Origin of the sequence: Candidatus Darwinibacter acetoxidans (assembly GCF_041936445.1) — a bacterium.
Lineage (GTDB): Bacteria > Bacillota > Limnochordia > Darwinibacteriales > Darwinibacteriaceae > DTU010.
On the sequence record NZ_JBHGXH010000252.1, the window covers coordinates 1 to 22,602 of the forward strand.

Consider the following 22,602-nt stretch of genomic DNA (forward strand, 5'->3'; position numbering starts at 1 on the left):
GCTGAGATGGCGCTCAGGGAAGCAATCCTGGGTGAGACAGTAGCGTGCGGCGGGCCGCGGTGACTGCCGCTGGGGGGAAGAAAGGCATGAGAAGCAAGAAGGTAACGACCAAAGCAATGTATAACTACGACAGCGAGAGCAACACCTACCACATTGACATCCGTGTGGGCAGCTACAGCGACCTCTTTAACAAGTGGGATTTCTCCCCCTACCACGAAAAAGACCTGGAGCCGGAGTTAGTGGACTACCTGGTGGGCTGTTTTCAGGAAATCCCGTCTGGCTCCAATGTAGTTGTCTCCTTTCACCTTCCCAAAAGCGTCTACAACCCCGACCTAGAAGAGCAGTTCACCCGCAGCATCTATTTCCACCTCAGCTATGGCCGCTCCCAGCTGGAGCTGGAAAAGCGCGCTCTCTTTCAAGATGCGATGCTCTATGCGGGTTATGGTATCGGTTTTGTGGTTTTGGCCCGGCTTCTGCCCAGCCTTCTGGATGCTCTCATCCTAGGTTCCATCATCTCAGAAGGGCTGTTTGTGGGGGGCTGGGTGCTGCTTTGGGAGGCTTTTTCCCAGATCTTTTTCCGCAACCGGCGTTTGAAGCGGGAACGGGAAGTGAATGAACGGCTGCAGGCCGCAACCTATCGCTTCATCTATGGAGATAAGGATAGTCTAGCTCAAGACTGAGCGAGGCGTAGAAAGGATGGGAAATTGACCAGCGGCGCGTTGGCGGAGAGGAGAACACAGCCCGCCGCAGAACTTAACGATATATAGCTTCGCGGTTAGGACGGAGCGGAAAGAGAGGCGCATACATGAAAGGTTACCAGCTGAGAATCACGCTCAGAGAGCTTCCCACCACCTGGCGGCGGGTGGTGGTCCCCCAGGGCATCACGTTCCGCACTTTGCATTACGTGATTCAATTTGCCATGGGATGGCACGATGCCCATCTCCACGAGTTCTGGAGTGACGATGATCCCACGGTGTATACAGACAACTCGGATGCCATCGAGGAATACCAGTATTACGCTAAGCAGCCCGGGAGTCCAGGTCATGAGTATGTGCAGCGGATCCTGGAGTCTCCCATGCAGTCCAGTGCCGAAGTAAAGATCGATGCTGTGCTGCAGCGCTCCCGACACCTTACCTATGTGTATGATCTGGGTGATAACTGGGAGCACGACGTGGTCCTGGAGGAGGCTGTGGAACTTACAGAACCGTTTCCGGTGTGCATTGGCGCCGGCGGGGCCTGCCCGCCGGAGGATGTGGGTGGGCCCTATGGTTTCATGGATTTCCTAGAGGCCTGGCACGATCCCAACCATGAAGAACACGAAAGCGCTGTGGCCTGGGGAAGGATGCAGGGTTTCACCGACTCCTTCGACTTGGATCGGGCTAACCAGACCCTGCGCTGGAAGCTCCCTTTAGGTGGAAGCAAAGTGGAGGAATACGCGCGGGAAATTACGGAGCTGGTCTTTCCCGCCGCAGTTCGCATGGCGTTTAAGGCTCGGATTCCCGGGGAAGCTCTGGTGGAGACCCACAAGCTCCGTTACTTCCTAGACTTTCTGAGGGTGGTAAAGGAACGCGGCCCCCTCAAAGCCACCGCGAAAGGTAATCTCCCGGCCAAGCTGGTGATGGAGCTGTACCAGCGGGGATTTAACTACCTCGATGCCATCCCCTATGATCGGGTGAGGAAAGAGGATGATGCCTGGTTTTTGCGGGAGCTCCATGAGCAGGCGCGCCTTGCGGGGTTTGTGTTTAGACGCAAGGGACAAATAGGGCTCACCAAGCGGGGCGTAGCCATCTTGGAAGCCCCTCCGGAGGAAGCTTACTTAAGCTTGTGGAGGGCTTTTCTCCACCAGTATCTGCTTGATTATGTCGACGGCTACGCGCCTTTGCACCCGTTCTACATTGGGAAGATCATGCAGCTGCTCCACCGGTTTGGAACTGAGGAGCGGGATTCCAGTTTCTACTCGGATCAACTGGCCCAAGCCTATCCCCATTTGCTGGAGGACGACATAGAGCGGTATGGCTCGGAGGAGAGGGCGAGAAAGGGCTTCAGCTCGTCGGTGTACCACCGCATCATCAGCCGCTGCCTGGCCGAATTCGGCCTTGTGGAAGTGAAGACGATCCAGGGCAGCGAGCCCTGGGAGGAGACGTATCTCGTCCGCAAGACTGAACTGATGGATGCAGTGATCGCTGTTTGGTGAAGGTAGCAAAGGGCCTGCCGGAGTGCGCGAGTCCTTCACGCTCCGGCAGGCTCTTTTCATTGTGGCAGGCCGCAGCCGCTTCCCCCTATTTACCTGACCTTATCTCGGTAACTGGCTCCGGTGAGTAGTTGAGGTGCTTAAAGATTACTTGACAGCCATCTCCTGTGGGTGACTGAGCTACCACGCCCACCTTTACGGGTCCGGAGCTCTCTAGGCGGAAGTAGCGCACCATCTCCCACCACTTGGCATCGTGGGAGTAGTGCAGAGCGAAGCAGTCCCCAAAGCGGGTAATGCGCAGGTAAATACCGGTTTCAGGCACAGCCAGGGAGTTGCAGTCATCGGATACTCCCTGGGTAACCACGCTGACGATCATGGGCCTTTTGTAGGTGTATTCATAGCAGAGCTTGGCCCAGTGCCTGTCATCCACCATGATCATCATCACCGCTGCATCGTAATCATCCAGCATGCCCACTTGGACGTAGGTGCTGAGTGTGAAATCGCCCTCTTGCAGCGTATACAAAAAGTGTCCGTTGTCCTTAACGGCAGTACCGGCAGGGTCGATGAAATAATCGGTTTGGGGCTCCGCCTGTACCACCAGCCCTTCCTCTGTAAAGGTCCACTCAGCTGGTTCATTCAGCCAAGTAAAGCCCTCCGGTAGTGTTTTCCCCTTTAGCCCTGCAAAGAGATTAACCATGATCATACCTCCTTCAGATCATTGCCTGAACTGGGAGCTATCACTCCCTGTTCCTCAACCATTTGTCGTCCTGTGAGATCTGCATGGCCAGTGAGCTGACCAACGCCACCCGGGGGATAATTGTCCGCAGATCCACATGTTCTTGGTCTGTGTGGTACAAAGTGCCCCACGGGGGAAGACCATCCAACGTCAGCGCTCCACCCAGGGCGGCATAGGAAGCATCGGAGGCTCCACCGCAGAACTTCGGCGTTAAGGAAAGGCCAAGCTCACGGCCGCATGCCTGGACCAGCTCCACCAGTTCACCCGTCATGGGGTGCTCTGGGAAGGGGGGATGCCCTAAACCACCACTCAGTTTTGCCACCGTGTCCGGGATCGTCCGTTCCTCAACTATCTGTGGCAGCTTTTCTTCTATGGTGCGGACAGCATCCCAATGCCTGATGCGGAAATCAAGATCGGCCTTGGCGTAACCGGCAACGATCCCCTGTTTTTCGCCGCCGGTGATGGTGGCAAGGTTTACTTTGATGCCGTCGCAGCTTTCCAGCCGCTGAATCTTCAGCAGCTTATGGACAAGCTCCAAGATGGCGTTGCGTCCCTGCTCTGGCGCTACTCCAGAATGGATCGGGCGGCCGATTACCTCCAGGGTGTAGTTCATGGTGCCAGCTCGGCTCATGATAAACTCATCCGGGAACGTAGGCCCTTCCATCACCAGGGCCACATCCGCTTCCCGGGCGAGCTCGGTGATGAGCTTGCCGGACCAGGGGGCACCTAATTCCTCATCGGGGTTGAACACGAGGATCAGCTCGCCGTAGTTTTGGAAACCGAGCTCCTGGAGCACCTTGACCGTGTAAACCTGGCAGAGCATGCCAGAACGGCAGTCATTCACTCCGGGGCCATAGGCATAGGGTTCCTCAATTCTGAAGGGCCGCTCCTCTGCGGTCCCGGGAGGCCACACGGTATCCAGGTGAGCCAAAAAGAGTATGGTGGCCTTACCCTTACCCCTGGTGCGGGCGGTCAAAAAGGGCCCGTAACGATCATGCCATTCCACGGCTGTGGACAGGCCCATGTCCTCCAGGCGGGGGATGAGGTAATCCACCACCCGGCGCAGTCCTTCCACATTTTCGCTGCCGCTGTCTATGTTCACCAGGGCCTCCAGATCACGAAGGAATGCCGGGTAGAGCTGCTCAACAGTTGATCTTATCTGGCTTGCGTTCATGGGCGGTAGGCCTCCTTCTGGTTCGTTTGATTCGTCTGGACTTTGGACGATGCCCGAATTACAACTTCACATGGCAGTACCACCCTCCTGTCGCCATCAGCCGCTGAGCCAACCAGTTCTTGGACTAGCCTTTCTGCGCCAAGTCTCCCCAACTGCGTGAGGGGCGGCCTGACGGTGGTAAGCTTGGGGAGGGTCACCCGCCCCACCACGGTGTCATCGAAACCCACCACCGCTATGTCTTCTGGGATGCGCAGCCCGCTTTCGGCAATGGCCTGCATGGCGCCGACGGCCAGATAATCGTTGCCGCAGATAACCGCGGTGGGTCTCGGCTTTCTCTGGATCAGCTTCTGCATCAACGCGTAACCACTCTCAACGTTCCAGTCGCCATATTCGATCAGCTGGTTCCAGATGGGCAGACCGCAGTCTTGCAGCGCAGAGACAAATCCCTGCACGCGGGCCTCCATGTGCAGCTGGTCCGGGGCTCCACCGATGAGGGCAAAGGTCTCATGCCCTTCGCTCCGCAGGTGCTTGACCAGGCTGCGGACAGCCTCTGTGTTGTCAAATTCAACGCAGAACGCCTCGTAATCAGGATCATGGGCTCCGATGATCACAAAGGGAAGGCCTTTGGCCTTCAGCTCTGCAACAACATGCCGCTCCACTAACCAGGCAGACAAAATCAACACCCCGTCAACCGTCCCGCGGCTTAGGTGATGGGGGAGAAAGGAAGGCTGCCGGAATTCCCTATAGGAACACATGGTGATCTGAAGTTCCCAGTTCTGGGTTTTCACCGTGTCGTGGATTGCTTGGATGATGGGCAGCTCGTGGGACCAGGTGGTGGGGACGATGGGGTCCTCCTGGACGATGATCAGGGAGATCGTGCCGGTTCTCCCTGTAGCTAGACTCCGGGCAATGGCGTTGGGGCTGTAGTTCAACTTGCGGATGGCTTCCTCAACCTTCGCCCTGTTCTGCGCCGATACGCCGGCATGCCCGTTGATCACCCGGGAGGCCGTGGCCAGGGAAACACCAGCCACGCTCGCCACATCTTTGAGGGTAACTACCTTCTGCATGGGTTGACCTCACTTCAATACTCACTCATGCTGTAAGCGCTTTCAATAATACTTATATCACAAAACGCTCATCTCGGTCAACGGTTGGGTTAACAACTTGGCAATCATTATCGAGCAGTGTTTTCTTATAACGCGCAGATAAGTAGCCGTGCTTAGCAAACGGATGAAAGCGTTTTCACACTCGTTCTGGGCCAAGGCGAAAGTGAACGGAATTTTGGGGAAGCAGAGGTAACGAGGTCAGCGAGCTGTTCAAAAAAAGAAAGCCGCTGGGCTAGCGGCTTTCTCGCCATTTCTTGGGGAGGGCTCTCAGCGCATGTAGATCTGGGGTTTGAAGTACCTCTGCAGCGAGACGAACATGATGAGCAGGGGCAGAATGGTGAAGAAGCTCGCCGTTAAGGTCAAGTTATACACCGGGAAGCCCTGCGGGTCGGTGATGGTGGTGATACCCAAAATCAAGGGCATGCGGGCCCTGCTATTGATGACCACCAAGGGCAGGAAGAAGTTGTTCCAGATGCTGACAAAGGCCAGGAGATACAGGGTAATGAATCCCGGGATGACATTGGGCAGTCCGATGCGCCAAAACGTGGTGAGGTCATTAGCCCCGTCAATGGCCGCCGCGTCAAACACCTCGTCCTCCACCTGGTTCCAGTAGGTGACCATCATGTAAACGGCAAAGATGTTCACCGAGGAGGGCAGAAGCACAGCAAACCTGGTGTCAATTAGGTTGAGATCCCTAAAGAGCATAAACAGGGGCAGGGTAGTGGCAAAACCCGGTACCATGGCAAAGGCGATGATCAAAACGAACAGCAGCCTCTTGCCGATGAAGTTGTACTTTCTAAAGGCATACCCCGCCAGGGCTGCTATGAACACGCCCAAGAACGCGCCCACCGCGGCATACAGGAAAGAGTTGAGCCCCCAGTTCCAAAACACGCCATTTTGGTAGGCGAACACCTGCGATACGTTGTCCTGCAGGTGGCTGGGCCTGCCCGGCAGCAGTGACTTCTGGAACAGCTGGCTGACGTTTTTAGTGGTTCCAATTGTCAACCAGTAGAAGGGGAAGATAAAGAAGCCCGCCAGCAGAACCAGAATTACCGTAAAGACTATATAGGAACGTCTGCTTCTCATCATTGCTCTCACACTCCTCCTCTAGTCACGCCGTCCCAAGATCTGCCGTCCCGCGGAGCGCAGGATGTACCAGGAGAACGCGCAGGTGATCACCGCCAGGATGACGCCCATCGCGGTGGCGTAGGTGAACCGTCCCTGGGAAAACGCCGAGTTGTAAATGTACATGGCCGGCGTGTAGTTGAGGGGCAGAACCACTAGGTTGCCCAACATCCACGGTTCATTGAAAACCTGCATGGCTCCAATGGCGTTAAAGATAAACAGGGTAATTAAGGGGCCTTTCAGCAGCGGGAGTTTGATGCGGAAGGCGATCTGCCAGAGTCCTGCCCCGTCGATCTGAGCAGCTTCGGAGTACTCTTTGGGTATGGCAATCAATGAGGAATAGACCAGAAAGGCCGTATATCCGGTGAACTGCCAAAGGATAATGACCAAGAGGATGCCCGGCACATTCGCCCTGGTGAGCAGTTTTACGTTTTCCAAGCCAAACAGACTCAACAGAGGATGCAGCGGTGACATGGAGTCCGAGAAAATATAGGACCAGACGATACCCGACACGATCCCGGGGATGGTGTAGGGTAGGTAATAGATGAACCGGTATACCGGCCCTCCTCCTTTACGGGTCTCGTAGAGGAAGGCGATCATGGTCGCTAAAAAGAGCATAACGGGCACTTGCACCAGCAGTAGGAACAGGGGGATCTTAAACGACTGCCAGAACATGGAGTCGGCAAAGATCCTCTTATAGTTATCAAGGCCCACGTACCACATTCTCGCCCCCCTCTGGCCATAGAGGGAAAGCCGTACACCCAATCCGATGGGGTAGACCACAAGGCCAATAAAAACCACCAGGAACGGGGCTAGGAAAAGGTACGCCTTTAAAGTCGCCTTCAGTCTTGCCTTACTTATCCAAGTCATACTGTGAACACTCCCGCACTTAAGATAATGCAGCGCCGCACGCTAGGGCGCCTGGCCAGGCGCGAAGACCAAAGTCGGCTCGGCTGGAGGAGGGAGGGGTGCGGGGCACCCCTCCTTAGATGCTTTAGTCGGGCAGCTCGCCAACGATTACGTTAAAGTAACCGAACTCTTCCATGAACCCGATGACCTGCTCTTCCCACATGGGCAGGATATCGGCGAAGCGCTCGATCTTGCCATCCACGTAGTCCTGCAGCAGCAGACTCAGCGCGTTGTCCAGGTTGGACCAGATGGGCAGGCCTACGAACGTGGTGTTGATCAGGTTGTGGGCATGCCACAGCTCTTCAACGATGTTCTGGCCGCCGAAGAAGGAGTCGTCTACGGCAAGTTCATGGACGACTTCTTCATAGCGGGTAGATACCATGATGGGCAGGTTGCTGTACTGATTCAGGCAGCGCAGGGAATCGGGATGCGAGTTCAGCCAGTTGACGAAGATAGCTGCAGCTTCGGGATTCTTGGAATGCGCGGTGACGTAGAAGCCGGAGCCGCCGAGCATACCGTTATGCGGATTGGAGGGATCGAAGTTCGGTGGAGCGATGACCCGCCACATTCCTTCGGAATCTGGAGCGTTGTAGCGCAGCCACTCGGCGAACCAGCAGCCGTTGAGCACGGTGGCGGTGGTTCCCATATTGAGCGAGTTGTACCAGTCGGCATTCCACCACATGGTGACGTTGATGGTACCCTCGTCAATCAGCTCGCCCCAGAACTCAAAGACCTTCTCGGCGATGGGGTTGGTGAAGTCGATGTACCAGTTCCCGTCATGGTAGTCGAACATCTTGCCGCCGGACTGCCAGACGAGACCGACCCACCAGAGGGCGTAGCCCAGGGGAGGTGCGTTGAACTCCAGGTCGGGAGCGGCTGCCTTGAACTTACGGGCCTGCTCAGCAAACTCCTCCCAGGTTGTGGGCACTTCCAAGCCATATTGATCAAAGAGATCCTGGCGGTAGAACAGGGCGATGGCGCCGCTGTCCTGCGGGGTGCCGTAGATCTCTCCGTCCATGGAGCACCAGCCAAGGGCCTGTTCGCCATACAGCTTCACGAAGGTTTCCTCATCCAGCCACTTGTTGATGGGTTGGAAGGCTCCCAGGTCCATATACTCCGGTGCAAAGGAGTACTCCACCATGAGCACATCGGGCAGACCAGATCCCGCTGCCAGAGCGGTCTGGGCCTTTTCATAGTGCACGCCGAAGTCTTCCCAGATCACTGTAATGTTGGGATAGACCTTCTGGAACTCTTCGATGGAGTAGTTCTCGTTGCTGGTCCAGGCCCACATGGTTATCTCCACGGGCGGGCCTGTGTATTCAGGATAGTAGTCAGCTGCGCAGACGCCAACGCTTAACGCAAGCGCCAACAACAGTGCTAAAGCAACTCTCTTCATTGACTCTTCCCTCCTGATTGATTTATCCCTTGACCTTCGACCCTCTCAGCGCTTGGCTAACCTTGGGACACCCCTCCTTTCCCCCTTGTTAGTCGCGCAAAATCCATGCAGTAGTGCCGTGCAGTGGTACGTCTTCGAGGTATGATGTCTGACGTTTGTATGGTTATTCGTCGTACCTTAACAAATTCCTCTTAATTAAGGACAGAGAATTGCTAAAATTGCAGGATGGGAAACAAAACGCCGCCCGCGTTTACAGTATGTGAGCTGTGTTTATGATTTTGCAAGGGAATTATCAAATACGGAAGGAAATCATCAGACATCGTGGAATACTTATATGACAGATGTCGGACATCCTACGTTTCTGGGACAGTGAGGTGGGAGCGCATGGGCTAGGAGGGAGAAAGCGTAGCGCTTGCGATGTGTGATCTCAATACATGATTGAGGAGGAGAGACATGAGATCGAAAAGCGTGCTGTTGCTGTTGGTTGTGGGCTTTTGCCTGGTTTTCTCGAGTGTGCTGCTTGCTGCTGAACCGCCCAGACACGAGACCCTCATTGCCGACATCCTCACAGGTAAGGTGGGCAATCCGGGGAACTTCAACTTCTGGGCCACCTGGGTCGGCAACGACAAGGGTCTGCAGCAGCTGGTCATCGATCCCCTCTGGATGGCAGACTACGTAACGGGTGAGATGATCAATGTTCTGGCCAAGGAGAATCCCATCTACAGCGAAGACTTCACCACCATGACGGTCAAGCTGCGGGAAGGGATCTACTGGAACGATGGGGTGCCCTTTACAGCCGATGACGTGGTCTACACTGTAGAGCTGAGCATGGCCACCCCCGGGTTTGGCTATCACACCCAGTTCAATCAATATGTAGAGAAAGTCTACAAGACAGATGACTACACAGTGATCTTCGAGCTGAAACAGCCCAACTCCCGCTTCCACTATCAGTTCCTGGATCGCTGGGGTGCCTGCCGCATTCTGCCCAAACACGTCTTTGAACAAGTGGAGGATCCCCTCAGCTTCCAGTTTAACCCGCCTGTGGGCACCGGCCCCTACAAGCTCGTAGACTATGATCTGGGCGGTTACTGGTTCCTCTATGAACTCAGGGAAGACTGGGAGCGGACCGCCACCGGCATGCTCTACGGCAAGCCTGCACCCAAGTATGTCAAGTTCATGTATGTTGGCGATGCGTCCAAGAAGGCCATGGCCATGATCAACCATGAGCTGGATATGGCGGACTTGACCCCCGAGTCCCTGGAGGTTGTGCTCAGCAGGAACGAGTATGCTTCCGGCTATTACAAAGACTTCCCCTGGGCCGAACTTCTGCATCCCTGCGTAACAGGTGCTGCTTTCAACACCTTGGTCTATCCGTTTGACAATCCGGAAGTACGCTGGGCGCTGAACCTGGCCCTGGATGCCAAGAACCTGGCCCTCACGGCCTACAACGGCGCGGTGGCCTTTGCTCCCGCCTACATCCCGGCGCTGCTTCCGTACTACGAACTCTACTATGAGCGGATGCTGCCCTACCTGGAGGAGTATACGCTGGAGATCGACGGCGAGGAGTATAAGATCTTCAATTCCAACCTGCCCTTCGAGATGGCAGAGGAGGCCAGGCGCAGAGGGTACGATGTGCCTGAAACAGAGGAAGAGATCCGGATCATGTTCGGCTATGGCTGGTGGAAGCATTCACCTGAGCTGGCCGAGAAGCTCCTACTGAAGAACGGCTTCACCAGAGGCAGAGACGGCAAATGGCTGCTGCCCGATGGCACGCCGTGGAAGATTGAGATCGTCTGCTTGACCGCGGCCACCAACCCCTCCTTCAAGTGGGCCTTTGCCATCGCCAACCAGTGGTCGGCCTTCGGCATTGACTGCGAAGCTATACCCACTGAGGTGGTTGAATCCCTCACCGAGACCGGTGACTACCAGGTTGTGGGCGGCCAGCCGGCAGCTGAGCCCTTCGGCGCAGGTATCGACCTGTACAGGGGTCTGAACGTGTTCCATTCCCAGTACTGGAAGCCCATCGGCGAGAAACTCGTCGGCCACCAGTCCAGGTGGGTGAATGAAGAGATCGACTACTTCATCGACCAGATGGAGCAGACCGACTACAGCGATCCGAAGAACATCGAGCTGGCCATCGAAGTTGCTAAGCGGCTCATTGACGGGCAGCCCGGCGTCTCGTTGGCTTCCTTCCCGGGCTTTATGGGCCTCGACAACTACTACTGGACGAACTATCCCACCGGCGACAACCCCTATGCTGTGCCTTGGTATCACTGGCCGAACTTCAAGTTCGTCCTGCCTTTCCTCCAGCCAACGGGAAGGCATTAATGACCCTGAGAAGCCTCCCTTTCCAGGGAGGCTTCTTGAAATACCGTTGAACATTTCCAGTGTGGGGGGTTCGCCTTGCTGAAGAAGTACTATATCCCGCGGCTCATCCAGTATTTCACGGTGGTATTCATCGGGCTGACTCTGGTCTTTGTGATTCCCCGTCTGCTGCCTTCCAACCCCGTGGAAAGCCAATTGAGCAGAATGATGGCGCAAGGACAGTATCTGGATCCCGCGGCCATCGAGCAGATCAGAGAAACGCTGCAGCAGCTGTACGGCCTCGAAGGGGGCATGTTCCAGCAGTACATCTCTTACTTCAAGAGGTTGTTCACAGGGGATTTGGGCCCTTCCTTTACCCAGTTTCCCACTCCCGTTATGACCCTGATCAAGCAGTCACTGCCGTGGACGGTGGGGCTTCTGCTTGTCTCCTTGACCATCTCATGGCTGATCGGCACGATCCTGGGGGGCATCAGGGTCAGCTTCCCCCACTCCAGGCTGGCCAGGCTCATTGAGCTTGTCATCATGGGAGTCAGACCGATTCCCTATTATATTGTAGCTTTGGTGCTGCTCATTCTCTTCGCCTTCCTGGTTCCCGTGTTCCCCATGGCCGGCGGCTACAGCATGGGTGTGAAAATAGGCTTCAATGCCCGGTTCATCCTGAGCCTTTTGCGCCACGCTTTTCTACCCGTTTTGTCCATGGTGATCATTGAAATCGGCGGCTGGTTTCTGCAGATGCGCAATGTGGCTTCTAACATCATCGAAGAGGATTACGTGGTTTATGCGGAAGCCTCGGGCCTGCCCAAAGCGAAAATCGTGTTTATGTATATCATGCGCAATGCCATCATCCCGCAGATCACGGGTTTTGCCCTCAATCTCGGTTTTATCTTTGGCGGCGCCTTGATTACCGAGATCGTTTTTGCCTACCCCGGCATGGGCTATCTGCTGTACTCCGCGATCTTGGCAGGAGATTACAACCTGATCATGGGCATCAACGTCTTTTCCATTATTGGTGTTTCCACGGCCATGCTCGTGGTGGACCTGGTTTATCCGCTGCTTGATCCCAGGGTCAGGTATTCATGAGGGGGTAAGACAGGTGTTTGCAGTTATCCGTGATCTTTACAGAAACGACAAAAGATTCGCCTTCGGCTTCACTGTGCTGGCCTTCTTTGTGATCATCGCCTTTGTCTCCCGCTTTGCGCCCTACGATATGCGGGCGTGGAACACAGTACCCCGGGACCTGCGGCCGAGCCTGCAGCATCCCCTTGGTACCAACTCCATTGGGCAGGACATTATGTGGAAGGCCATGGCCGCCATCAAGAATTCCCTGCTTTTGGGGGTGATCGCCGCGGCCATCTCCCGGGTGATCGCCATTGTGGTGGGCCTTCTGAGCGGGTATAAAGGGGGGCTGTTTGACCGTGTGGTCATGGTGCTTACAGACAGTTTTATCATCATACCCCTCTTTCCCATTCTGATCCTGATCGCCACGATCCTGCGCAGCTCACTGAACATGGTGGTGCTGGGCATCGTGATCGGCCTCTTTGGCTGGGCCTGGGACGCCAGGCTGTTCCGCTCCCAGATTCTCAGCCTCAAGGAGCGGGAGTTCACGAGAACGGCGGTTTTTTCCGGCCTGAAGACCTTTAAGATCGTTACCACGGAGCATTTGCCCTACATCGTTCCGCTGGTCATGGCCACCACCATCAACAACGTGATTTGGGTGATCGGCATGGAGGTGACCCTTTCCATGCTGGGACTGTCCAACCTGAACACGCCCACCATTGGCACCATGATCTACTGGGCTTTGCAGTACCAAGCGATCTTCCTGGAAAGGTGGAACTGGATTCTAACCCCGGTCATTATCTGCGTCGTTTTGATCCTGGCGCTCTACATGCTTTCCACCAGTATCAGCGAGTACCTGGATCCCCGCACGCGGCTGCAGATGATCAGAAAGAGGTGAGCACATGGCCATTTTGGAAGTCAAAAACCTCAAAGCCTACTATATAACCCACAAATACGGGCGCAGCAGCACGGTGCGGGCTGTAGATGGTGTTTCCTTCGAGGTGAACAAGAACGAGATCTACGGGATCGCCGGGGAATCGGGCTGCGGCAAGTCAACACTGCTCAAGGCGGTGAGCGGCTTAGTCAAGCCGCCCCTGCAGATTCTAGACGGAGAGGTCAGCTACAACTTCTCCGACGAAAGCTTGAACATCCTGTCCCTCAACGATGATCGGCAGAGGCGCAGGCTTAGGGGAGTGCGCATCTCCCTGATCCCCCAGGGCAGCATGAGCGTGCTCAACCCGGTGCGCCGCATCCGCAAGTCCTTCGAGGATGTGGTCTATGCCCACCTGGATGTAAGCGAAAGCGAGTTCGAGGAGATGGTTAGGGACCACCTCCAGGCCCTGGGCTTGGACTGGACCGTGATGCACACCTATCCCCACCAACTATCCGGCGGGATGCGGCAGCGGATTACCATCGCCCTGTCCACCATACTCCGCCCCGATATCATCTTCGCCGATGAACCCACCACCGCCTTGGATGTGGTGGTGCAGCGGGGCGTGGTTCAGCTGATCAAAAAGATCAAAGAGGAACAGCAGAACACCCTGATCCTCGTGACCCACGACATGTCCATCCATGCCAATCTCTGTGACCGTTTGGCCGTGATGTACGCTGGGGAAATAGTGGAGGAGGGTGATGTCCAGACCCTGTTCAGCAATCCTAAACATCCCTATACTTCCATGCTGCTCAACTCCCTGCCCCGGGTGGGCGACAGCTCCCCCCGGGCAAGTGCCCCCGGAGCTCCGCCGTCCCTGGTGGATCCTCCGCCGGGGTGCAGGTTTCACCCCCGCTGTCCCTTTGCCATGGAGCGCTGCCGCAAGGAAGCGCCTCTCCTGAGGGATGTGGGCAATCGGCACAGAGTGGCATGTTTCCTGCAGGAGGGTGGCCAATGAACAACGACAAGCTGCTTGTACTGGATAACGTTACCAAGGTATTCACTAAGGGACAGGGCTTTGTCAAATCCAAGATCGAAGCAGTGAGCAGGGTCTCCTTCGAACTGGAGCTTCAGCCGCCGGAGATTTTCACCTTGGCAGGGGAAAGCGGCAGCGGCAAGTCCACTGTGGCCAAGCTGATTCTGGGCTTTGAAGCCCCAACCTCGGGCAGCATCTACTACAAAGGTCAACCGCTGGAGCACCTCAAGGGCAAAAGGGAGTTCATCAGGGATGTGCAGCCCATCTTCCAGAACCCCTTCGAGACCTTCAACCCCCTCAAAAAGGTGCAGAACTACTTCCACGACACCGAGCGCAGCTTCGGCAGCCCTCCCCGGGGACAATACCCCCTCACGGAGCGCTCCTTGGAGCTGGTGGGGCTCACCGCCGCGGAGATCAAGGACAAATACCCCAGTGAGATGTCGGGGGGACAGCTGCAGCGGGCGTCCATCGCCAGGGCGCTGATCACCAATCCATCGCTGCTCATCGCCGATGAACCGGTTTCCATGATCGATGCTTCCCTACGCATGTCGGTGGTGAACCTGTTCAAGCGCCTGAAAGAAGAGCAGGGGGTGAGCATCATCTACATCACCCACGACCTGGCCACCGCCTACTACATCAGCGATCGCATCGCCATTATGCTCCGGGGCCAGTTCGTGGAGATCGGTTCCGTGAAGAAGGTTTTGGACAATCCGCTCCATCCCTACAGTCAGCTCCTGCAAAGTTCAGTGCCTGCCCCCGATCCCCGGGATAGGTGGACGGAGGATATCGCCTTGAGCGATTTGGAGGCCAGGGAGTACACCAGGCAGGGCTGTAAGTTCGCGGGACGCTGCCCGCGGGTGATGGAGATCTGCCAAAGGCAGGAGCCTGAACACTATAGGGTGGATGATCGGCTGGTGAAGTGTCATTTGTACCGGTGAGTCTTTGAAGGTAGGTAATGCAGATGGGAATTAACAAGATACGCAGAAAAAAGGTGTGGGAAGAGGTCGCCGAAGAGCTGCAGCGGCTCATTGTCAGCGGGCATTGGGAAAAGGGAGAGCGACTGCCCAGTGAAGTGGAACTGGCCAAGGAATTCGGGGTAAGCCGCTCCGCACTCCGGGAGGCGCTGCGTTCGTTAAGCTCCCGGGGGCTGGTCCAGATCCGGCATGGGGAAGGCAATTTCGTTTGGTATCCCGAGCCGGAGGATTACCTCCATCCCCTGATGCCCCGGCTGATGGCCGACCGGGAAGATGTGTTCGCCATTATGGAAGCCAGGCGCATGGTGGAGGTGACCACCGCCCAGCTGGCGGCCCGCCGGGCTACCCCCGAGATGCTGGGGGGACTGGAGGCACTGCTGGAGAAAATGGAGGCTTCCCGGGAGGACCGTGAGCAGTTCGCCCGCCATGATCACAGCTTCCACAAGCAGATTGTCCTGGCTACCCAAAACAACGTAATTGTGAAAATCTACGAAGCCATCGAGGTGTTCTTGGTGTCCCAGCAGCTGGAAATCGTCGCTTTCGCCGATGCCATAGAACGGGGCATCAACGATCACCGCGCCATTCTGGAGGCCATAAAGGCTGGAGATGAAGAGCTGGCCGCGGAAGCCATGCGCACCCACATGGAGCGCACTTATAAGGCCATCTTGGAAAACAGGCGAAAGGAGGAGCTGCATTGAGGAAGATCGGGTTTATCGGTCTGGGGCTCATGGGGCGCCCCATGGCTTTGAACCTGCTCAAGGCGGGCTACCCGCTCACAGTGTATGACCGCAATGAGCATAAGGTGGCAGCCCTGGTGGAGGCAGGGGCCCAGGGGGCGAAGACGCCCCGGGAGGTGGCGGAGGCTGCGGAAGTGATTGTCACCATGCTGCCCAACTCGCCCCATGTCCGGGAAGTTGTTTTTGGCGAAAACGGCCTTTACCCGGCGCTGCGCCCCGGCCAGTATTTCGTGGACATGAGCTCCATCTCGCCCCTGGCGGCGAAGGAAATCGCGGAAAGGCTGCAGGAAAAGGGGGTCGAGGCCCTGGACGCCCCCGTTTCCGGCGGCGTGGAGAAGGCCCAGGCGGGTACCTTGGCCGTGATGGTGGGGGGCAGTGAACAAGCTTTTGCCGCGGTGAAGGATGTGCTTGGGGCCATGGCCGGTTCCATCGTCCTGGTTGGCCCCGCAGGGGCTGGGCAGATGTGCAAGCTGGTGAACCAGATGATCGTGGCGGTGAATATTGCGGTGATCGCGGAAGCCTTGACCCTGGGCAAGAAGGCGGGGGTGGATCCCGAGCGGATCTTCCAGGCCATCCGCGGCGGGCTCGCGGGCAGCCAGTGCCTGGAGGATAAGGCCCCCCGCATGTTCTCCGGGAACTTCGCGCCGGGCTTTCGGATTAACCTCCATGCCAAAGACCTGGCCAATGTCCTGGAAACCAGCCGGGAGCTGAATGTCGCCGTACCCCTCACCGCACAGGTGATGGAGATGCTCCAGGTCTTGCTCGGGGATGGCTTGGGAGACCGCGACCATGGCGGTCTGGCCCTGTTCTACGAGAAGTTGAACTCGCTGTCACTCAAGCAGGAAAGTTGAGGCAGGCCCATGGAAAAACGAGATGTGAAGTACCTAGAAGCTAAAGCGCGCCTGGTGAGGGAAGGGATTATCCGGGCCATCGGTGTCAATCAGCGGGGCCATTTAGGGGGTTCCATGTCCTGCGCGGATCTGGTCACCGCCCTGTATTTTTACAAAATGCGCCACTGGCCTGAGGATCCTGAGCATGCGGACCGGGATCGGCTGATCTTAAGCAAGGGCCACTCGGTACTGGCCCAGTATGCCGCCTTGGCCCACTGCGGTTATTTTCCGCCCGCGGCCCTGGAGACCACAAAGCAGCTGGGCTCTTTTCTCCAGGGGCACCCCGAGCGGGATCGCACCCCTGGCGTCGAGGCCAACACCGGCAGTCTCGGCCAGGGGCTCTCCATCGGCTTGGGGCTGGCCTTGGCTGGCCGGCTGGATAGGCGGGACTACAGGGTCTATGTCATTTTAGGCGATGCGGAACTGGCGGAAGGACAGGTCTGGGAAGCGGCCACCGCCGCCGCTTTTTACAAAACCGACCGCCTCATTGCCATCGTTGATCACAACAAGATGCAGGCCACGGGCAGAATTCCCGAGCTTTACGATGTGGGCCCGATCGCCGAGAAGTTCAGGGCCTTCGGCTGGCGTGTTTTGGAAATCGACGGCCATGACTTTGCAGCCATCGTCGATGCCCTGGATGCCGCGGACCAGTCCACCGGGCAGCCTGTGGCCATTATCGCCCATACGGTGAAGGGCAAAGGGGTGTCCTTTGCGGAGAACGTGGCCAGTTTCCACAATGGGGCGCTCACTGAGGAGCAGTACCAGCAGGCGCTGCGGGAGATTGCCGGGGATGGGGTGTAGCAGATGAGAAAACTTGCGTGTCCGCGGGAAGCCTACGGCAGGTATCTGGTGAAGCGGGCGGCGGAAGATGAACGGATCGTGGCCCTGGATGCGGACCTGAGCGGTTCCACCATGTCCTGTCTCCTGCGGGAACAGTATCCGGAAAGGCACTTTGAAATGGGCATCGGTGAACAGAACATGGTGGCTGTGGCCGCGGGACTGGCTTTAGGGGGTAAGATCCCCTTTGTGCATTCCTTTGCGGTGTTCTTAACCGGCCGGGCCTTTGAGCAGGTCCGGCAGAGCGTGGCCTTGGCCAAAGCCAACGTGAAGCTGGTTGGTTCCAGCTACGGCTTTTCCGACTTCGGGGATGGAGCCACCCATCAGGCGCTGGAGGATGTGGCCATCATGCGGGCCCTGCCCAACATGACCGTTTTGGTGCCCATGGACCCCGGGGAAGTGGAGGAAGCGGTGGATCTGGCTTTGGAAATAAGGGGTCCCGTCTACATCCGCATCAGCCGTTCGCCCATGGAATACCTACCCAAGGAAGAACCAGGCCTAGGGCCTGCGCTCCTGCAGGATGGTAAGGACCTGGTGGTCTTCGCCAACGGCCTCATGACTAGCCTCGCCCTGGAAGCCCGGGAGATCCTGGCCCAGGAGGGAATTTCCCTGCGGGTGGTCAATGTGAGCTGCGTGAAGCCCTTGGCCAAAGATGGCATCCAGCGCTTGGCCGCGGATGTCAAGGGCGTGATCACCGTGGAGGAACACAGCGTGATTGGCGGCTTGGGCAGCGCCGTTTTGGAAGCGCTGGCCCTCACCCCCAAGCCCACCTGTCTGATCGGGGTGGAGGATGCCTTCGGTCAATCGGCCCAGAGCCACGGGGAACTTTTGGCCCACTACGGCTTGACCACAGAGGCCATCTGCGAGCGAGCCCGCTTCCTGATGGGAAGGGGGTGAGGATGGATTGCTGGAAGCTTTCAGTCTCACGGGGAAAGTGGCCGTGGTCACCGGAGGGGCCCAGGGCCTAGGCCGGGCCATGGCCTTCAGCCTGGCTGGTGCGGGGGCTAAAATCGTCATTGCCGACATCAACGAGGAAAAGGCCCGGGCCACCGCGGAAGAGCTGAGGCAGGCGGGCTTTGCCGCCGAAGCCTACCAGGTGGATGTGGCCCAGCGCAGCGGTGTGGACAGCCTGGTTAGCCATGTGGTGGAGCGCTACGGGCGCCTGGATGTGGTGGTGAACAGCGCGGGGCTCAACCGCCGCTATCCCATGGCGGAGATCACTGAAGCGGATTACGACACCATCATGGATGTGAATCTCAAGGGGACGTTCAACGTGTGCCAGGCGGCGGGCAGAGCCATGCTGAACCTCGGCATCCGGGGATCGCTCATCAACATTTCTTCCATGTCTTCGCTTATCATCAACAGACGGCGGCCCGTTGGGGTGTACTGCGCCGCCAAAGCGGGGGTGAACGGCTTGACCCGGGCCTTTGCCGCGGAGTGGGCGCCCCACGGCATCCGGGTTAACGCCATTGCCCCAGGGTATTTCCTCACCCCTTTGAACGAGCCGTGGATGCAGACCGAGCAGGGCAGGGACGCACTGGAGCAAACGCCCATGGGCCGCTTTGCTGATCCCAAGGAGATCGGTCCCACCGCCGTTTACCTGGCCTCGGACGCCTCTAGTTTTATGACAGGACATGTTCTGGTGCTGGATGGAGGTTACACCATCTGGTAGAGCAGCAAGAAGCTTAGATGTATGGCAAGCTGGGAGGAGAACATATGGAGACCACCAAAGTTGCCCTGATTGGAGTAGGGGATATCAGCGGCATTTATCTCGACAATTTGACCAGGTATTTTAAGCAGGTTGAAGTTATTGGTGTTTGTGATTCCATTCGCGAAAAGGCGGAGCAAGCTCAGAAAAAGTACGGGATCCCCAAAGTCTACGAGACCTTGCAGGAGGCCTGCGGGGATGGGGAAGTGGAGATCATCGTCAATCTGACCCGTCCCTATGAGCACTTCGCCGTGACCAAGGCGGCCCTGGAAGCGGGTAAGCATGTTTACACGGAAAAGCCCTTGGCGGCCACGAAAGAAGAAGGGGAACAGCTGGTTAATTTGGCCCGGGAGCGGGGACTGAGCATCGGCGGGGCGCCGGATACCTTCTTAGGTGCTTCCATCCAGACCTGCCGTAAACTGATCGATGCCGGGTTTATCGGCGAGCCCATCGGCTTTACTGCCTCCATGATCTGCCGGGGCCATGAAAGCTGGCATCCCAGTCCCGAGTTCTATTACAAATTCGGCGGAGGACCGCTGTTGGATATGGGGCCCTATTACCTCACGGCCCTAGTCAACCTCTTGGGACGGGTGGCTGCCGTGACCAGCGTGGCCCGCACCACCTTCAAGCAGCGCACCATCACCAGCCAGCCCCTGGCGGGCAAAGTGGTGGATGTGGAGGTACCCACCCATCTCATCGGGATCTTGGAACTGGACAGTGGGGCGGTGGGCACTTTGTTCACCACCTTTGATGTGGTCTACAAAGAGCAGGCCCGCTTGGAGATCTACGGTACAGAAGGAACCCTGCGGGTTCCCGACCCCAACATGTTCGGTGAGAAGGTCTACCTGCTCCGTCCCGAAGTAGGTGAGTATCTGGAGATGCCCCTGGTGTTCGACTACAAAGACAACTTCCGGGGCTTGGGTCTGGCTGATATGGCGGTAGCCTTGAAAAACAAGCGGCCCATCAGGGCCAATCTGGAGCAGCTCTTCCATGTCCTGGATGTGATGACCGCCTTTGAGCGGAGCAGTGCGAAGCAGGCGCGGGAAGAGATCCACTCGCCCTTTACCCGTCAGGCACCCATGGAGAAAGCCCGGGTTTTGGGAATCATCGACAGGTAGCTGTAAATCTAAAGCGACATGGGAGGCGAAGGAAATGAAGATCGCTTATACTGGCTGGACGTGGTTGATTCACCATCAGGACAATCAAAAGTACGAGTTTGAGCAGTTTCTCAAGGAAGTAGCGGATCTGGGCTATGATGCGGTGGAGAATTTCGCCTTCATCACCAAGTACTTCGATAATGATGCCAAGGCCGTAAAAGAGCTTTTGGACAAATACGGGTTGGAAATGGCCTGCCTTTACCATCACTTCTCCACCGATCCGGAAGCGGACTACGCCAAAGCGGTGGAATATGTGGATTTCATGAAGCAGATCGGAGCCACTTACATGAACCTCCAGGCGGTGATGTGGCAGGATGAGCCCTACGAACGTCCCTTAGATGAACAGACCGTCCTGGCCTACGCGGAGCTGTCCAATAGAATCGGCAGGCTCTGCCGGGACAACGGCTTGGTGGCCTGCATGCACCCCCATGCCAACACAGCCATCTATAAGGAAGAAGAGATCGATCTCTTCCTGGCCAACACCGATCCGCAGCTGGTCAGCCTCTGTTTGGACACGGCCCACACCACCTTAGCCGGCATGGACTGCGTCCGGGCCTTTGACAAATACGGGGACAGGCTCGGCTATGTGCACCTGAAAGACGTCTATGCCCCCAGCGAGGAGTATGCCCAGTGGCCCATGGCCCGTTTTTGCACCTTGGGCTATGGCATCGTCGATTTCAAAGGTGTGTACAAAGTCCTCAAGAAGCACGGCTATGACGGCGTCCTCTGCGTGGAACTGGACAACCCGCCGGTCTGCAACTACAAGGCGGCCATGGATTCCAGAAGATACATCCATAACGTCCTGGGTCTCTAGGGGCACAGAACCGATCCTGACCGGGGGGCCGCAGCATCGGGCTCCCCGGTCTCTTTGCCGTTTCGGCCAGGGGTTCATGGCGGTGGCCTTGGGTGCAGGAATTGTCTGCCGCCCCCTTGAATTAATGCTTTGGATAAAATAATCTAGTTGATGAATGTGTTGGTTAGGGAGCGATGGGAATGAACATGAACATGAACAAGAAGGAGCTGCCCGGCAAGAATATCGAGGATGTTCAGAAGCTCAACCAGGTGACAGTGCTGCAGTGCATCCGCCAGAACGAGCAGATCTGCCGCCGGCAGGTTGCCGACATGGTTGGTTTAACGCCTGGCACCGTCACCAATATAGTGAGGGACCTGATCGCTTCGGGTTATGTGGTGGAAACCGGTTATCTTTCGGGCAAGAAGGGACGCCGGGCCGTGGGCCTGGCCATCAACCGCCGGGGGTTCCATGTTTTGGGCGTGCGCCTTTCCCGATCCTCCATAGTGTGCCGGGTGTTCAACCCCAAAGCCGAGGTGATCCTGGCCAAAACGGCGGTCATCGAGGATTTTGAGGATGCGGAACGCGTGCTCCGCAGCATGCTGGATCTCATGGAGGAAGTGGTGGAAGAAAGCGGCGTGCGTTCCAGTCTGCAGGCCATCGGCGTAATCACCCCCGGTCCCATCAACTTCAAGGAAGGTAAGATCACCCACCTCCATGGCAATGTCCACTGGCGGGACGTTCCCATCCGCTCGCTGATTCAGGACCATTTTGGCATCCCCACCATCCTGGAGCACGACGCCAATGCCGCTGCCTTAGCGGAAGTGCTCTTTGGCGAGGCGAGGGAAGCCAGCAGTGTACTTTATATCGCGGTGGGGCGGGGAATCGGTGCCGGGTTGGTCTTAGACGGCGAAGTCTACCGCGGTTACATGGGTACGGCAGGTCAAATCGGCCATCTCAGCGTGAATCTCTCCGGGCCCCCCTGTGAGTGCGGCGGAACGGGCTGCTTGACCAACTATGCTTCCAGCAGGGCCTTTCTCAAGCAGATGCGGCAAGAATTGGGATCAGATGTAAGCTTGGAGGATCTGGTGACCTTGGCCCGGGAAGGCCATCCTGTGGTGTTGGAAGGGGTCAAGCAGGCAGCCATCTACACCGGAGCCGCCGCGGCCGGGGCAGTGAACTTGGTGAATCCCGCGGTGGTGGTGTTTGGCGATGAGATGACCGAGTTTGGTTCCCTCTGGTTCGATACCGCGAAGGAGACACTCCTTTCCAGGCTCGCCCCGGAAATCAGGGCCAACACCAAGGTGCGCCTTTCCACCTTTGGCCAGGAAGCGTTTCTTTTGGGCACCGGGGCCATTGCCCTGGAGTATGTCTGGCAGAACCCCATTGTCACACCCAATGCCGTCAGCTAGAATAGGGGCAGGCCATCCCTGTCAGGGGTGGCTTTTTGTGTGCCCGGCATGTCTACCGAGCCGATGGGTTGAGAGAAACCCTACCGCCCAACCAGCGGGAAGGTAACCAGCAGGCAAGGGCGCCACTGGCAACAGTGGGGTCTGGAGGAAGCCGAGGGGGTGCCTTGGAACA

Annotated in this window: 21 protein-coding genes; 15 read left to right on the plus strand and 6 right to left on the minus strand. The window is 57.1% G+C overall.

Annotation, left to right across the window (positions count from 1 at the left end; translation table 11 throughout):
• Nucleotides 1-86 precede the first annotated feature (86 nt).
• Nucleotides 87-680 (plus strand): hypothetical protein, encoded by a 594-nt coding sequence (locus tag ACE4YL_RS09650; protein WP_461369580.1) that lies wholly within the window; start codon nucleotides 87-89, stop codon nucleotides 678-680.
• A 125-nt stretch (nucleotides 681-805) separates the two neighbouring features.
• Nucleotides 806-2,194 (plus strand): plasmid pRiA4b ORF-3 family protein, encoded by a 1,389-nt coding sequence (locus ACE4YL_RS09655; protein WP_461369581.1) that lies wholly within the window; start codon nucleotides 806-808, stop codon nucleotides 2,192-2,194.
• 85 nt (nucleotides 2,195-2,279) lie between these two features.
• On the opposite strand, the gene ACE4YL_RS09660 is transcribed toward ACE4YL_RS09655, so the two are convergent.
• The 6 genes from ACE4YL_RS09660 to ACE4YL_RS09685 form a co-directional block, all read right to left on the minus strand.
• Nucleotides 2,280-2,888: a DUF1349 domain-containing protein gene (locus ACE4YL_RS09660; protein ID WP_461358673.1), complete on the minus strand. Its 609-nt coding sequence runs from the start codon at nucleotides 2,886-2,888 to the stop codon at nucleotides 2,280-2,282.
• Nucleotides 2,889-2,928: 40 nt separating this feature from the next.
• Nucleotides 2,929-4,101, minus strand: coding sequence for a M20 family metallopeptidase (locus ACE4YL_RS09665; protein WP_461358674.1), 1,173 nt, complete (start codon nucleotides 4,099-4,101; stop codon nucleotides 2,929-2,931).
• Nucleotides 4,098-5,168: a LacI family DNA-binding transcriptional regulator gene (locus ACE4YL_RS09670; protein ID WP_461358675.1), complete on the minus strand. Its 1,071-nt coding sequence runs from the start codon at nucleotides 5,166-5,168 to the stop codon at nucleotides 4,098-4,100. The genes ACE4YL_RS09665 and ACE4YL_RS09670 overlap by 4 nt, the downstream gene beginning before the upstream one ends.
• A gap of 306 nt (nucleotides 5,169-5,474) precedes the next feature.
• Entirely contained in the window at nucleotides 5,475-6,296 is an 822-nt protein-coding gene (locus ACE4YL_RS09675; RefSeq protein ID WP_461369582.1) for a carbohydrate ABC transporter permease, read from the minus strand.
• An 18-nt stretch (nucleotides 6,297-6,314) separates the two neighbouring features.
• A complete protein-coding gene (locus ACE4YL_RS09680) occupies nucleotides 6,315-7,202 on the minus strand; it encodes a carbohydrate ABC transporter permease (protein WP_461369583.1) in 888 nt (295 codons plus the stop codon).
• Nucleotides 7,203-7,326: 124 nt separating this feature from the next.
• Nucleotides 7,327-8,637 (minus strand): ABC transporter substrate-binding protein, encoded by a 1,311-nt coding sequence (locus ACE4YL_RS09685; protein WP_461369584.1) that lies wholly within the window; start codon nucleotides 8,635-8,637, stop codon nucleotides 7,327-7,329.
• A 453-nt stretch (nucleotides 8,638-9,090) separates the two neighbouring features.
• Between ACE4YL_RS09685 and ACE4YL_RS09690 the strand changes: the two genes are divergently transcribed.
• The 13 genes from ACE4YL_RS09690 to ACE4YL_RS09750 all read left to right on the plus strand — a co-directional run bounded on the left by ACE4YL_RS09690 (nucleotide 9,091) and on the right by ACE4YL_RS09750 (nucleotide 22,430).
• Nucleotides 9,091-10,965: an ABC transporter substrate-binding protein gene (locus ACE4YL_RS09690; protein WP_461358118.1), complete on the plus strand. Its 1,875-nt coding sequence runs from the start codon at nucleotides 9,091-9,093 to the stop codon at nucleotides 10,963-10,965.
• 75 nt (nucleotides 10,966-11,040) lie between these two features.
• Nucleotides 11,041-12,042 (plus strand): ABC transporter permease, encoded by a 1,002-nt coding sequence (locus ACE4YL_RS09695; protein WP_461358119.1) that lies wholly within the window; start codon nucleotides 11,041-11,043, stop codon nucleotides 12,040-12,042.
• A 13-nt stretch (nucleotides 12,043-12,055) separates the two neighbouring features.
• Nucleotides 12,056-12,916, plus strand: coding sequence for an ABC transporter permease (locus ACE4YL_RS09700; RefSeq protein ID WP_461358120.1), 861 nt, complete (start codon nucleotides 12,056-12,058; stop codon nucleotides 12,914-12,916).
• A gap of 4 nt (nucleotides 12,917-12,920) precedes the next feature.
• Nucleotides 12,921-13,907 carry an ABC transporter ATP-binding protein gene (locus tag ACE4YL_RS09705; RefSeq protein ID WP_461358121.1) on the plus strand — a complete coding sequence of 329 codons (987 nt, stop codon included), beginning with the start codon at nucleotides 12,921-12,923 and terminating at the stop codon, nucleotides 13,905-13,907.
• The gene (locus ACE4YL_RS09710) at nucleotides 13,904-14,863 is read left to right on the plus strand and encodes an ABC transporter ATP-binding protein (RefSeq protein ID WP_461358122.1); all 960 of its coding nucleotides are present in this window, start codon (nucleotides 13,904-13,906) and stop codon (nucleotides 14,861-14,863) included. Before ACE4YL_RS09705 ends, ACE4YL_RS09710 begins: the two co-directional genes overlap by 4 nt.
• Before the next feature lie 17 nt (nucleotides 14,864-14,880).
• Nucleotides 14,881-15,597 carry a FadR/GntR family transcriptional regulator gene (locus ACE4YL_RS09715; RefSeq protein ID WP_461358123.1) on the plus strand — a complete coding sequence of 239 codons (717 nt, stop codon included), beginning with the start codon at nucleotides 14,881-14,883 and terminating at the stop codon, nucleotides 15,595-15,597.
• Nucleotides 15,594-16,487 carry a 2-hydroxy-3-oxopropionate reductase gene (gene garR, locus ACE4YL_RS09720; protein ID WP_461358124.1) on the plus strand — a complete coding sequence of 298 codons (894 nt, stop codon included), beginning with the start codon at nucleotides 15,594-15,596 and terminating at the stop codon, nucleotides 16,485-16,487. Before ACE4YL_RS09715 ends, garR begins: the two co-directional genes overlap by 4 nt.
• 9 nt (nucleotides 16,488-16,496) lie before the next feature.
• Nucleotides 16,497-17,327 (plus strand): transketolase, encoded by an 831-nt coding sequence (locus tag ACE4YL_RS09725; protein ID WP_461358125.1) that lies wholly within the window; start codon nucleotides 16,497-16,499, stop codon nucleotides 17,325-17,327.
• 3 nt (nucleotides 17,328-17,330) lie between these two features.
• Nucleotides 17,331-18,260, plus strand: a complete 930-nt coding sequence (locus ACE4YL_RS09730; protein WP_461358126.1) for a transketolase family protein — start codon at nucleotides 17,331-17,333, stop codon at nucleotides 18,258-18,260.
• 7 nt (nucleotides 18,261-18,267) lie between these two features.
• Complete coding sequence (locus ACE4YL_RS09735) at nucleotides 18,268-19,035, plus strand: SDR family NAD(P)-dependent oxidoreductase (protein ID WP_461358127.1); 768 nt, start codon at nucleotides 18,268-18,270, stop codon at nucleotides 19,033-19,035.
• Between the two features lie 44 nt (nucleotides 19,036-19,079).
• Nucleotides 19,080-20,189 carry a Gfo/Idh/MocA family protein gene (locus ACE4YL_RS09740; protein WP_461364961.1) on the plus strand — a complete coding sequence of 370 codons (1,110 nt, stop codon included), beginning with the start codon at nucleotides 19,080-19,082 and terminating at the stop codon, nucleotides 20,187-20,189.
• 34 nt (nucleotides 20,190-20,223) lie between these two features.
• Nucleotides 20,224-21,042, plus strand: a complete 819-nt coding sequence (locus ACE4YL_RS09745; RefSeq protein ID WP_461364962.1) for a sugar phosphate isomerase/epimerase family protein — start codon at nucleotides 20,224-20,226, stop codon at nucleotides 21,040-21,042.
• A gap of 179 nt (nucleotides 21,043-21,221) precedes the next feature.
• The gene (locus ACE4YL_RS09750) at nucleotides 21,222-22,430 is read left to right on the plus strand and encodes an ROK family transcriptional regulator (RefSeq protein WP_461364963.1); all 1,209 of its coding nucleotides are present in this window, start codon (nucleotides 21,222-21,224) and stop codon (nucleotides 22,428-22,430) included.
• The last annotated feature ends 172 nt before the right edge of the window (nucleotides 22,431-22,602 follow it).